9 protein-coding genes are annotated in these 13,388 nt (G+C 61.2%); 5 read left to right on the plus strand and 4 right to left on the minus strand.

Annotation, left to right across the window (positions count from 1 at the left end):
- Nucleotides 1–68 precede the first annotated feature (68 nt).
- Both Q4B98_RS08315 and Q4B98_RS08320 read right to left on the minus strand, forming a co-directional pair.
- The gene (locus Q4B98_RS08315) at nt 69–1,364 is read right to left on the minus strand and encodes a cytochrome P450 (RefSeq protein ID WP_303196691.1); all 1,296 of its coding nucleotides are present in this window, start codon (nt 1,362–1,364) and stop codon (nt 69–71) included.
- A 527-nt stretch (nt 1,365–1,891) separates the two neighbouring features.
- Nucleotides 1,892–2,878 carry a heme o synthase gene (locus tag Q4B98_RS08320; protein WP_303196692.1) on the minus strand — a complete coding sequence of 329 codons (987 nt, stop codon included), beginning with the start codon at nt 2,876–2,878 and terminating at the stop codon, nt 1,892–1,894.
- A gap of 392 nt (nt 2,879–3,270) precedes the next feature.
- Here Q4B98_RS08320 and pgl point away from each other — a divergent pair, with 392 nt between their 5' ends.
- From pgl to valS, 4 genes are all read left to right on the plus strand, one after another.
- Complete coding sequence (gene pgl / locus Q4B98_RS08325; RefSeq protein WP_303196693.1) at nt 3,271–4,005, plus strand: 6-phosphogluconolactonase; 735 nt, start codon at nt 3,271–3,273, stop codon at nt 4,003–4,005.
- A gap of 91 nt (nt 4,006–4,096) precedes the next feature.
- Entirely contained in the window at nt 4,097–4,600 is a 504-nt protein-coding gene (locus Q4B98_RS08330; protein WP_303196694.1) for a DoxX family protein, read from the plus strand.
- An 84-nt stretch (nt 4,601–4,684) separates the two neighbouring features.
- The gene (locus Q4B98_RS08335) at nt 4,685–5,479 is read left to right on the plus strand and encodes a thioredoxin domain-containing protein (protein ID WP_303196781.1); all 795 of its coding nucleotides are present in this window, start codon (nt 4,685–4,687) and stop codon (nt 5,477–5,479) included.
- A 104-nt stretch (nt 5,480–5,583) separates the two neighbouring features.
- Nucleotides 5,584–8,196: a valine--tRNA ligase gene (valS, locus tag Q4B98_RS08340; RefSeq protein ID WP_303196695.1), complete on the plus strand. Its 2,613-nt coding sequence runs from the start codon at nt 5,584–5,586 to the stop codon at nt 8,194–8,196.
- A gap of 74 nt (nt 8,197–8,270) precedes the next feature.
- Here the strand turns inward: valS and Q4B98_RS08345 are convergent, their stop codons facing one another.
- Nucleotides 8,271–11,528 carry a S41 family peptidase gene (locus Q4B98_RS08345; RefSeq protein ID WP_303196696.1) on the minus strand — a complete coding sequence of 1,086 codons (3,258 nt, stop codon included), beginning with the start codon at nt 11,526–11,528 and terminating at the stop codon, nt 8,271–8,273.
- A 48-nt stretch (nt 11,529–11,576) separates the two neighbouring features.
- Between Q4B98_RS08345 and Q4B98_RS08350 the strand changes: the two genes are divergently transcribed.
- On the plus strand, nt 11,577–11,960 hold the full coding sequence (locus tag Q4B98_RS08350) for a hypothetical protein (RefSeq protein ID WP_303196797.1): 384 nt from the start codon (nt 11,577–11,579) through the stop codon (nt 11,958–11,960).
- 2 nt (nt 11,961–11,962) lie between these two features.
- Here Q4B98_RS08350 and clpX read toward each other — a convergent pair whose 3' ends face one another.
- Nucleotides 11,963–13,255: an ATP-dependent Clp protease ATP-binding subunit ClpX gene (clpX, locus tag Q4B98_RS08355; RefSeq protein WP_303196697.1), complete on the minus strand. Its 1,293-nt coding sequence runs from the start codon at nt 13,253–13,255 to the stop codon at nt 11,963–11,965.
- Nucleotides 13,256–13,388 lie beyond the last annotated feature (133 nt).

The following is a 13,388-nucleotide window of genomic DNA, read 5'->3' on the forward strand; positions in this document are numbered from 1 at the left end:
ATGGGCGGGTCAGAAAAGCATTTCCTGACCCGCCCTTGCCATGTCGACGCTGTCTGCGCGTGTCGACGTCAATCCTTCTGCACGCGGCCACCACTGCGCGGCCTGGTCGGCATTTCCGTCGGGTCGTAGTCCAGATCGCCCGGGTCGATACTGATTCCCGGCTGGCACAGGGCCGAGATGGTGGCAGCCAGCTCGGTGACGGCAATCTTCTCCCCTGGACAGCGATGGCCGGTGGCGACATCTCCACCACCCTGCGGGATGAAAGCCTTGATGGTCTCGGCGTTCTCGACGCCCAGGAAACGCTCCGGCTTAAAGCGCAGCGGCTCGTCCCATTCACTCGGATCGGTGTTCGTTCCGAGAATGTCGATCATGACGCGCTGGCCCTTTTGAATCCGGTGGCCTTCCCATTCGAAGTCCTCGCGAGCGAAGGCCGGCAACATCGGCACGAAGGGGCTGAGTCGGCGCACTTCCTGAGCAAACGCAACGGCGTGCTCATTGTCGACGAGAGTTCCCGAGGTTGCCACATCGCGAGCGATGTCTTCGCGGTACTGGGGATACAGGACGAGGAATCGGGCCGCGAAAGCGGCAAACCGGCTCACAGCAATGGCAGGACGGGTGGAATTCTGCAACTCGATACCGGCCAGCTTGGCGTCAAGCAGTTTGCCGTCGGTGCCACGGAAACGGGCCCACTCATACAGAGCTGACCCTTGCGGCGCGTTGATCTGGCCGCTGCGCTGCTTCGCAATGAGACCGGCAGCCCACTTGTCACAACGGACACGGTTTACCCAGGCCAACGTGTGGCCGGTAGGTATGTGACCAAAACCCTCGACGATCTGGCCGAGGCGCTTGGCCCACGGGTCAAGGTCGGCGTAGCTGCCAGGGACTCCGGCCCACCTGAGGATGGCACGACCGTAAGCCACCACGGTGTCGTCGTAGACATTGCCTTCGCGACGGCCCCAGGTCTGGACCATCTTGCGCAGCTCGTCTTCGATCATCGGCTTGAAGCGCTCGACCTGCGCATCCTCGTAGATCACTGCGACAAAGTTAGCCTTGCGGGCCAGGTGTACCTCGTCATCGGTGCCGTGAACAGCTCCAGCTCCGAAGAGCGGTCCGCGCACGGGAAGGGGCATGGCCCCCTCGCGCTTCATGCGTTTGGTGTCGTAAAAGAGGTCAACTCCCTTGCTGCCACGGACCAGGGTGGCCGGTTTACCCATGAAGGTGAAGTCGATGGGACAACCGTCCCCAGCCTTACGACCCCTCGATGCCCGCAACCTTTCCTGAAACAGGTATCCGTCGGCAAGCACCTTGGCAGCCTGGTCGACCTTCGTGCCCAGGGCCGATCGAATAGTTGACATGGTGGTCATAAATGCTCCTCGGGTCTTGACGCGCTGTCGCAGCGACGTTCTTTCATGTGACGTTACCGGAGGCAGCGGCGTGGATGTGCCGAAATATCCCCTCTCGGGGTAGTCAGAAGCAGATTAAGACTATAGGTGGATGTCATTACGCCGCTATGGCACACCACAGCCTGACGGTCCGGCGCAACACCGGCCAAATATTCCACGTGGAGAGCTGATAGCACGAGGAGAACTGATAACTGGGCGCCGTGTGTATGGAGATTCCGCAAGAAAGCTCGATGACTGTGTTTTCGCCCATCATCAGGGCGGCGGTCTTCCCTACTTACCACGCAAGCCCGTGTAGGCACATCCGTAGTAGGTACCGTGTTTAGATTCGGCCTGGCTTTGTTTGACCTGTTGCCGGGGCCGCATGACCGACCTATGCGCCACGAACCCCTGACACAAACTGCGGAGACCTCGGTGCCACAAAGCACCTCGTCGTGGCAACCGCGCGAGTCTCGACTCCTACCGACTCAACAACCTGCGTGGCCTGGCCGTTACAGGTGAATGAGCGGATCGATCGCGACAGCCAGGAACAGCAGAGACAGGTAGGTGTTCGACCAGTGGAACAGCCGCATGGGTTTTAGCAAGGCGTCCCGCAGACCACCGTTGGCGCGACGCAGTAACTGGATCGCCTCGACGATGAACACCGCACCGGCCAGCACCGCCACGATTCCGTAAATCCACCCCATCTGGGCCACCGGCCACAGCACCAGAGAGGTAGCCACGGTAGCGACGCTGTAGACAAGGATCTGGACAGCGACCTCGGGGGCCTCCTTCACCACCGGAAGCATGGGTACACCGGCGGCCTGGTAATCCTCGCGGTAGCGGAAAGACAGCGCCCAGGTGTGGGGCGGAGTCCAAAAGAAAATGATGAGGAAGAGCACCAGGGGTTCCCAGCCCACGTGCCCGGTGACGGCAGTCCAACCGATGAGGGGCGGGAAACACCCCGCGATACCCCCCCATATGGTGTTTTGCCAGGTACGACGCTTGAGCAACATCGAGTAGACGAAGACGTAAAACAGGTTGGCGACCACGGCCAGGACGGTTGACAGCCAGTTCGTGCCGAAACCCAGCACGAGGGTAGCCAAGACTCCAAGTACCACTCCGTAGATCAAGGCGCTTCGACGCGGAACCTGGTGGCGCGGCAGCGGACGACGCCGGGTACGACGCATCTTTTCGTCGATGTCGACGTCGATGACGCAGTTGAACACGTTTGCGCTGGCAGCAGCAAGCAGACCACCAATCATGGTCGCGACAACCAAACCGAGCTTGGGTAAACCGCGAGAGGCCAAGAACATGACTGGCAGAGTCGTCACCAGAAGCAACTCGATAATGCGCGGCTTCGTCAAGGAGATGTAGGCGCCCACAATGTCGCGGGCCGACAGTCGGTTGAGTTCTTGCGTCTGCTCCACCTTCGTCTCAACGGGGTCGGGACGCTGCGAGGCTGGCGCCGTCGCCACGTGCGTCGTCTGGTTGGTCACGGTGTCCTTCGAAATCGGAAGATGTGCTGGGACCGCCTCTGAGCGTGGTACATCCGTGAAGATGGTGTACCGCGAAGGGTCGTCCGTGCAATTTTAGGCTTTCGGGTCCAGGATGTCCTCATTGTCGATCGCGCCAACCTCAGATATCCGTCCGCCTGCCGCTGAACACAACGGCTTGACCGGTCACCGCTGGACTGGTGGAATCTTTCGTGGTGGGGTCTCGACTCACGCCAGGACAACGGGAGGACGGGTGCGGAGTAGGTCAAAATGCTTCAAGAGGCACCATCCGGGCAACTAGGTATGCAGTTGCCGTCAGGTTTAAGACAGCTGGGAATGGGCGGCATTCCCAACGAGACCGGCCGTATCTGGTCGACAAGTGATGGGAATCAGTGATGACGAACCGACGACTCATCAGATACGAGTCTGCTCAAGGGCTGGCTAAAGGTGTTGCCCACCGTCTTGTCCAGGCCATCGTGAAGGTGCAGGCCGAGCAGGAGCGTATCGACCTATGCCTCACCGGCGGCAGAATCGCAAACGCTGTCTATGCCGCCTTGAGCAATGTTCCCGAGTGCGCTCATATTCGCCCGGACCAGTTGCATGTGTGGTGGAGCGACGACCGGTTCGTTCCCGCCGGCCACCCCGAACGCAATTCTCTGCAAGCCCTTCCGCTGTTGTCGGCAGCTATTCGGCTGGACCCATCCAAAACTCACGTCATGCCCACAGCTGACGGCAAGGCTGACCCTGACGAGGCCGCCTATTCCTACGCCCAGGATCTCGCCGACGTGGTCTTCGACATCTCTCTGCTCGGAATGGGGCTTGACGGTCACGTCGCCTCCCTCTTCCCGAACCATCCTTCCTTCAATCCCACAACGACCGCACTAGCTGTGGGCGTCACGGATGCCCCCAAGCCTCCGCCAGATCGGATCTCGGTCACGCTGCCTGTCATCAACCGCTCAAAGCGGGTCTGGTTCTTGGTCAGCGGATCGGAGAAGGCCGCCACCGTGGAGAAGGTCTTCCGCGACGACGATTCCCTGCCAGCGACATGGGTCGCCGGAACACTTGAGACGAGTTGGATGGTGGACCACGACGCGTCGGCCGGGCTGCCGCGTTACAACTGCTCGCTGTGATACCGACACGTCGGCCACATGACCGCAGCTGCGACCACCTAGCAGTCCACCGTGGATGACGCGCACGTTACTATCTGGAGACCCAATTAGGATGGCTGTCATGGACACTCAGCTGTCGTCGCGATCCGCCACTGTGCGCGACTGGGTGGGATTTGTGGCCCGAATCATCCTCGGTGGCACTCTCTTGGTGGCAGGGATCACCAAAGCGACCGACATCGACGCAACGATCTGGTCCGTGCGCACCTACCAGATCGTTCCGTGGGACTTCGCGGCTGTTATCGGTTGGGCAATGCCAATTCTGGAGATCATTGTTGGTTTCTTGCTGGTATTTGGCATTGCGACGAGGTGGTCCGGTCTGCTCGGAGCCTTGGCCATGATCGTCTTCATCATCGGGATCTCATCAGTGTGGGTCCGCCACATCTCCTTGGACTGCGGCTGTTTTGGTACCGGCGGAGCTGTCAAGGACACCTGGGCTGATGTCCAGCGCAGCTATGCCCTGGACATCCTGCGTGATCTCGGCCTTGCGCTGTGCGGAGTCTGGCTGGTGGTGCGACCTCGTACTGCCCTGTCCGTGGACCGCTGGATTACTAGCTAAAACGCGACGAAATAGGGAGCTGGTTGGGCAACCGGCTACCATGATGGTCGACACATCATCGATTGCATGAGGGGACCCCAACCGATGGCTGACAAGAAGTCGACCGCCAGCACCTCGAAACGCGCTGCGCTGCGAGCCCAGCAAGAGGCCCAGGAATCAGCGAAGAAACGGCGCCGGATCATCGGCGTCATTGCTGGAGTCGTCATTGTGGCGGCTATCGTCGTCGCCGTGGTTCTTGGGCTCAACCACAAGTCCAGTGACGTGCCGGCGACTGGCCAAATCACCCCTCCCTCGGCCACCAAGGATGGCGTCTACACGCTGAACAAAGACAAGGCGAAGGACGGCGCGCCCACCGTGACGGTCTTCCAGGACTACCAGTGCCCGGCATGCAAGGGAGCCGAGGATAAGTTCGGCAAACCTCTCAAGAACCTGTCATCCAAGGGTGAGATCAAGCTGGAATACCACACCCTGACCTTCCTGGATCTCAACCTGAGCAACGACTCCTCGACGCGCGCTGCGATGGCTGCGGCAGCTGCCGACGTCATCGGTAAGTACGACGCTTACCACGATGTCGTCTATTCCCATCAGCCCGCAGAAGAAGGCACTGGTTACACCGACAACCAGCTGCGCAAGGAATTCGCCTCCGAGGCTGGTATTACCGGTGACGACTTGACGACCTTCCAACGGATCTACGACAACAAGCAGACCGAGGAGTTCGTCAAAAATGCCAATGAGCAAGGTCTGAAGAAACTGCAAAAGCTTGACAGCCCCAGCACCCCAACCTTCCTTATCAACGGCAAGACGTGGAATGGCTGGGCAGACTTCCAGACTGCCCCCTCTTCCGACGATCTGCTCAATGCCATCAAGAAAGCCAAGTGACCGTATCAAGCCGCTAGTCTCCAGCGACCTCTGTTATCTATCTCGAACCAGGCGAACACCGCTCGTCTGGCAACCGGTCCGAGTCGAACACTAGAGTTTGGAACATGACTTCACAGACCTCTACGCCCTCATCCGCTACGTCCCCGACGCGCGGCGTCGTACCTGACAAGCCGGCCCTCGAGGGTCTCGAAGCCAAGTGGGGTCACATCTGGGAAGACCAGCAGCTGTACGCCTTTGACGCCACTGCGGTCGACTCCCGCGACCAGGTGTTCTCGATAGACACCCCGCCGCCCACCGTCTCCGGACACCTACATCCGGGCCACGTCTTCTCCTACACCCACACCGACACCATCGCTCGCTACCAGCGAATGCGCGGTAAAAAGGTCTTTTATCCCATGGGTTGGGACGACAACGGCCTGCCGACCGAGCGCCGCGTGCAGAACTACTACGGTGTGCGCTGCGACCCGTCACTCCCCTACGACCCGGATTTCACTCCGCCGGCCAAGCCCGACCGCAAGCACCAGGTCGCGGTCAGTCGCCGCAACTTCGTCGAGCTGTGCGTCAAGTTGACCGCCGTCGATGAGAAGACTTTCCAAGACCTGTGGCGTTCGGTCGGTTTGTCAGTGGACTGGAACCAGCTCTACACGACGATCTCGCCCGAGTCCCAGCGAATCGCCCAGCTTGCTTTCCTGCGCAACCTCGCCCGTGGCGAGGCCTATATGTCCGACGCCCCGACGCTGTGGGACGTCACTTTCTCCACCGCCGTGGCCCAGGCTGAGCTCGAGGCCCGCGATTACCCCGGCGCCTACCACCGTCTTCGCTTCCACCGCCCCAATGGCGAGGATGTTTTCATCGAGACAACTCGTCCGGAGCTGCTGGCGGCCTGCTGCGCCCTCATCGCCCATCCAGATGACCAGCGCTACCAGCACCTCTTCGGCACCACCGTCACCTCCCCGCTGTATGGAGTTGAGGTACCGGTGCTTGCCCACCCTGCCGCCGAGATGGACAAGGGTGCCGGCATCGCGATGTGCTGTACTTTCGGTGACCTCACTGACGTCGCCTGGTGGCGCGAACTCCAGCTGCCAACTCGCACCATCATTGGTCGCGACGGACGTATCCTCCGCGAGACCCCGCAGTGGATCCTCGACGCTGGTTCCGCCGACAAGTACCAGGCCATTGCCGGTAAGACCACCTTCACTGCCCGCAAGCTCGTCGTCGAAGCTCTCGCTGCCGCCGGCGAGATGGACGGCGATCCCAAGCCCACCCAGCGCAAGGCCAACTTCTATGAGAAGGGCGACAAGCCGCTGGAGATCATCGGCACCCGCCAGTGGTACATCCGCAACGGTGGACGTGATGCCGACCTGCGCGCGGCTCTGCTGGAACGTGGTCGAGAACTCGAGTGGGTGCCTGACCACATGAGGCACCGCTACGAGAACTGGGTCGAGGGCCTCAACGGTGACTGGCTTATCAGCCGTCAACGCTTCTTTGGTGTTCCCTTCCCCGTCTGGTACCCGCTGGACGATGATGGCCAGCCCGACTACGACCACCCGCTGCTGCCCGAGGAATCGGCTCTCCCGGTCGACCCGGCGTCCCAGGCCCCGGTCGGCTACGAAGAGTCCCAGCGCGGCGTTCCCGGCGGATTCATTGGCGATCCTGACGTCATGGACACCTGGGCGACGTCCTCCCTGACCCCTCAAATCGTCACTGGCTGGGAGCGCGACGCCGACTTATTCGCCAAAACCTTCCCGATGGACTTCGCCCCCGAAGCCCACGACATCATCCGCACCTGGGTGTTCTCCCGTGTGGTACGGGCGCACCTGGAGAATGGTGTGCTGCCGTGGAAGCGGGCTGCGATCTCCGGGTTCGTCACTGACCCCGACCGCAAGAAGATGTCGAAGTCGAAGGGTAACACCGTTGTCCCGACCGAGATTATCGAGGAATTCGGTGCTGACGCCGTGCGGTGGCGTGCCGCCATGGCTCGTCCAGGGATGGACTCCCCCTTCGACAAGGCTCAGATGAAGGTTGGTCGCCGTCTGGCGATGAAGATCCTCAACGCCTCGAAATTCGTCCTCGGTTTTGGTGAGGGGGGCGAGGTCGCTGACATCACCAACCCGGCGGATTTGTCGATGCTCGCCGGGCTGCGTCAGCTGGTCGTCGAGGCCACCGAGGCCTTCGAGAAGTTCAACTACACCGCCGCCCTTGAGGGCTGCGAGCAGTTCTTCTGGACGTTCTGCGACGACTATCTCGAGTTGGTCAAGGAGCGCGCCTACAACTCCGAGGGGGCCGACGACGCCGGGGCTCTGAGTGCCCGGACCGCGTTGCGTCTGGCCCTCGACGTCATGTTGCGCTTGTTCGCTCCCTTCCTGCCTTTTGTGACCGAGGAAGTATGGAGTTGGTGGAAGGACGGGTCGGTACACACCTCATCGTGGCCCACTGCTGACGAAGTGCCCGCTGACGGTGACGCCGATCTCATGGCTGATGTCTCGGCGGCTCTCGTCGAGCTGCGCGGGGTGAAGTCCACTCATAAGGTGCCTATGCGCACCCCGATTCTCTCGGCTCGTATCAGCGCCCCGGAGTCGGTCATCGCCAACCTCACAGCGGTCGAGTCTGACTTGGCCAAGGTGTCGAAGACCGAGTCCTTTACCTTCGTCGCAGGCGGCGAGGAACTGAGCCTTGACGCCGAGCTGGGAGAACCCCCGGCCAAGCGCAAGAAGTAATCCAGAAGAAGTAATCCCATGAACGATCGCCGGTGCTCCACGGCACCGACGATCATTCATGGCGACCCGAAGTCTCAGCCGAAGAGCGGCCCAGGAATTTCCGGCGGGGTGGAGGCCGGTTTCTGGTCAAGCTGACGCAGACACTCGCAGATAGCTGCGTCAAGCTGAACGTCCTTATCGGATTCCCAATCTTCCGGGGCGACCGTCACCACAATGTCCGGATCGACTCCGTGGTTCTCCACACCCCAGCCATACTTGCCATACCAGCCGGCATATCTGGGCTGAGTGACGCTGGTGCCGTCGACAAGATCGAAGCGGCCGTCAATACCGATGACGCCACCCCATGACCTCTCACCGATAACCTTGGCGTACCCCATGGTCTGAGTGGCCGCAGACACGATGTCTCCGTCAGAACCCGCCCACTGGTTGGTGACCATGACGATTGGTCCACGCACCGCGTTCTCCGGGTAGGGGATGGGACTGTCGTACCAGCGGCAGAAATCCCACCCAACGACCTTGCGAGCCAGCCTCTCGACGACCAGCTGTGAGGTGTGGCCGCCGTGGTTGAATCGCACGTCGGCGATAACACCCTCATGGCTGGTGGCCTCATTGATCTGACGGTGCAGCTCGGCCCACCCGTCGGACACCATGTCCGGCACGTGCAGGTAGCCGAGTCGTCCACCCGAGTGTTCCTCGACGTAGCGGCGTCGAGACGCCACCCAGTCGTGGTAACGCAGCGGGGCTTCGTCAGCCATCGGCACGACGGCTACCCGACGCTCATTCTCGCCCCGGCGCACCGTCAACTCGACGACACGCCCAGCAGATCCCACCAGCAGCTCGCCGAGAGTCCCGTCGACGCCGACTTTCCGACCGTCGACCGCTACAACGACGTCACCGTCTGCGACCGCGACACCAGCTGCCCGCAGCGGAGACCACGCTCGCGGATCTGAGGATTCACCGGGAATGACACGAGTAATTGTGGTCCCATCGGATCGGCTGCTGATGTCCGCACCGAGCAAACCGGCGCGCATCTCGGGGTCGCCGGAAGCTGCCGGAGCAGAGACGTAGGAATGTGAGGTGTTGAGTTCCGCAACGGTCTCCCACAAGATGTCGTGGAGGTCGTCGACGGTGTGGCACAGGTCGACCAGCGGGCGGTAACGATTCAGCACACCATCCCAGTCGACACCATTCATATCAGCGCGCCAGTAGTGGCTGGCCATCAGGCGGCCGTTCTCGTCGAACATCTGACGCCACTCGGCGCGCGGATCGATGGTGCGACGCAGCCGCGACAGGTCGACGCGAATGCACGCCGGGTCGTCGTCATCGACCTTGTGAGAGGAAGGCACCACAAGAACATCATCGTTGTAGCGGACCACCAGACGCTCACCGTCACCGGACACCGAGTAAGAGTCAACGCGCTCGCACAGCTTGTCAAGGTGTCGATTGGCAAGGTTGTAATGCCACAGCACGTCGGCAGGGGCTTCCCCACTGACACCCGCACGAGTAGCACCAAGTTCACCGCCACGGTCGGCGACCTCAATCCAAACCAGCCCGTCCTTGACCACAGCCAGTCCGCGATAGGAACCCGAGGGTACCGGGAAGGGCACCATCCTTTCCTCAAAACCGTCAGCGTCGAGGTGACAGACCACCCCCGGGGTCTGGTCGTCGTTGCCGGCTTCGGCAGTGGCCTTGGCCTTCGCGTCTTGGACCTCGCTAATCCGCCATCCTTGGGAAGAGGGACCGAACGGTGAGATCTCGGTGGCACTCAGCGGAACCAGCCACGGGCGCTGAGTATGCCCGAACGAAAGGTCAAAGGTCTGGCCGTCGTAATTCGGATCGAAGGTACGAGCCGAAAGCATGACGAGGTACTTGCCGTCGGCAGTGAACACCGGACATGAGTCGTCAAATGTGCCACGGGTGAGTGCGAAGGACTCCCCCATCCCCTGCTCATCCCAGCACCGAATCTGACCGATCATGGCCTCACTCAAGGCCACCGGGGAACGCCATACCAGGTAACGGGAATCCGGGGACCATGCCAGCCCGCTGGCCTCACCCTCCGGAGAAGCCGCGATCTGACGCACGGCCCCGTCAGCGATGGTAACGATGAGGATACGACCGTCGTGGCTAACGAGGGCAACCTTCGTGCCGTCGGGGGCTGGCGAGATGTGTAGCACCCGACCAATCCGGCCCTGCGCCAGGCGACGAATCTCGCCGGTGCCGTCGAGATTTGCGACCTCAAGGCAGTCCTCCCCCTCGACATCGCTGGCCCATACTCCCTGTCCAGTCTGGCCCAGAACGCGCGGCTCACGGATACGCACCCCGTCAGCTGCCGACAGCGCCCGAGCCGGACCGGAACGGTGGGTCAAGAAGTAGGCAGCCCCCCGCCATTCAAGTAAGGACCCATCGCCGCCGTGATCGGAGACGACTGCTTCCAGCCGATCTGTGGGGTCCAGCGACACGCGCTGGGGCGCCCCAATACCAAGGTCGATCTCGAGGCGTTGGGGTTCGTCGTCGAGGCCGTTCATCGTCCAGATCGCCCCGTGAGCGTGATACACGATCGTCATCCCGTCGGTGCGCGGGTCCCGCACGTAACCCTCGGTCTCACCGTGGTGGGTGTGCTGGCGCAGGTCATGGCCCTCACCGTCAACCGACCAGATCTGCGCCTGGGCGCGCGGGGAATCGTCTTCACTCATGTCGGAGCTGAAGATGAGCCGGTCACCGACCCAACCAACCCCGTAGCGACCAGCGGCGGCGTAGCGACCATCGTGGTCATCGTTACCGTCACGCAGCACGCGCAGGAAGTGATCCGACCCGGCAGGACGCAGCCAAATCTGGGCGGCAGTGCCACCTCGGTAGCGCTTCCACCGCGAACAGTCTCCAGAGTTCGGGGTAACGACCGCTACCGCCCCATCCGAATTAACGGCCAGGTCCATTCCCGGTCCGTATCCGAGGCGCTCGACGTGGCCATCGAGGGAGACCGTGTACAGCCAGGCCAAACCGATGTCATTGGTCTGATGAGGAGACGAAAACACCACGTGCTCGTCATCCTGCCATCCCACAACGAGGTTGCGATCAGCTCCGAGCCAGGTCAGCCGACGCTGATCGCCGGTAGCCAGATCAATGACGAAAACTTCAGGCCGCTGCCCCAGATACGAGGTCCATGCAATCTTCGTGCCATTCGGGCTAAAACGAGGGTTTCGGACCATGGCATGATCGCTGGTGAGCCGACTTGCCCGTCCTCCCGTGACGGGAACCAACCACAAATCGTTGTCGGCGGTGAAAACCACCAGATCGCCATGGACATCGGGGTATCGCAGATATCCAGTTGCCATGGTTGTCAGGGTACCGTCTTGTACACAGACCAACAGGAGGATGACCCCATGGCAGGTACGCGAAAATCCGCGAAGTCAAAGCTCGTCAAAACGGCCATAGCCGCCGGAACACCACTGGCCAAGGATTTGTGGGATGCCATCAACACTGACGGGCGTGCCGAGGCATGGGCGAAGTCTCACTATGCCAAGGCCCGCAAATCGGCAGCCGCGAAAACCGCGCTGGGGCGAGTCCAACTCACTGTAGATCGGGTACGGGAATACGCCGACCACTCCTCCAGCCCCAATGCCCACCAATGGCGTGACGAGGCCAACAACATCGCGTCGCGTATCCCGCTGGTCAAAGTGCAGCGTGGCAAGGAGCGCCGCAAGTCGGTCTCAGAACTACAAAGACGAGCTGACAAACTCCTCGCCGACGTTCTCGACGAGCACTGAGGTCAGGCCGACAACCGTCCTCGGCCATGGACCATGCTCGGCGAGGACAGGTACTGACACTTCCCTTCCCCGGTGATGGCCTCCCGGGTCACCACGACACGAGCGACGTCATCGCGGGAAGGAACGTCGAACATGACATCCATGAGGGTTTCCTCGATGATGGCACGCAACCCACGCGCGCCGGTCCCCCGAGATACGGCTTTGTCAGCGATGGCCTCCAAAGCGCTCCCAGTGAAGGTCAATTCGACCCCATCGAGTTCGAAGAGTTTCTCGAACTGTCGGGTCAGGGCGTTGCGTGGTTCGGTGAGAATACGCACCAGGGCATGACGATCAAGGGGATGCACAGCAGTCACCATCGGCAGACGCCCGATGAACTCGGGGATGAGCCCGAATTCGTGAAGGTCCTCGGGGCGCACCAGCTTCAAGACCTCCGGTCCTTCGAGCGTGTCGCGAATACCGGGATCGTTGTTGAATCCGAGCGGACGGGTACCGATTCGCTTCGTGATGATGTCTTCCAGACCGGCAAAAGCCCCACCGACGATGAAAAGAATGTTGGTGGTGTCGATCTGGATGAAATCCTGCTGGGGGTGTTTTCGACCACCCTGCGGAGGCACCGAGGCGACCGTCCCTTCAAGGATCTTCAACAGTGCCTGCTGGACTCCCTCGCCGGAGACGTCACGGGTGATCGACGGGTTCTCTGACTTGCGGGCTACTTTGTCGATCTCATCGATGTAGATAATTCCCCGTTCGGCGCGCTTGACGTCAAAATCTGCCGCCTGAAGCAGTTTGAGCAGGATGTTCTCGACGTCTTCACCGACATAGCCGGCTTCGGTGAGAGCCGTCGCGTCAGCCATCGCGAAGGGGACGTTGAGCTGACGGGCCATCGTCTGGGCTAGGTAGGTTTTGCCGCAACCCGTCGGCCCGAGCATGAGGATGTTGGACTTGCCGAGTTCTACCCCATCATCCTCGGCCCGACGGGCGTGCGGCACGTCAACTTCAGACTGAATACGTTTGTAGTGGTTATAGACCGCCACCGAGAGGGTGCGTTTGGCCTCCTCCTGGCCGATCACCCAAGCGTCCAGGAATTCGCACAGTTCGCGGGGACTGGGCAGTTCGTCGAGGCCACCGACCTCCTCCGGGGAGGAAAATTCCTCCTCGAGGATTTCATTACACAGGTCAATGCACTCGTCACAGATGTAAACCCCGGGGCCAGCGATGAGCTTCTTGACCTGCTTCTGGCTCTTTCCGCAGAAAGAACACTTAAAGAGATCTCCGCTCTCACCAATCCGCGCCATCCGGCTTTCCTCCTTGTCGGCAAGCCACCATCGTTACGTCCAGTTGGACATTCGTCCCCGAGCTGTGCGCCGTCCACCTTAGCCGTAGACGGTATCCGCACTATGGCAGTCGCCGCCCGTGTTCGGGTGACGA

The sequence above is a fragment of the Cutibacterium sp. genome (assembly GCF_030525615.1).
In the GTDB taxonomy this organism is placed as follows: domain Bacteria; phylum Actinomycetota; class Actinomycetes; order Propionibacteriales; family Propionibacteriaceae; genus Cutibacterium.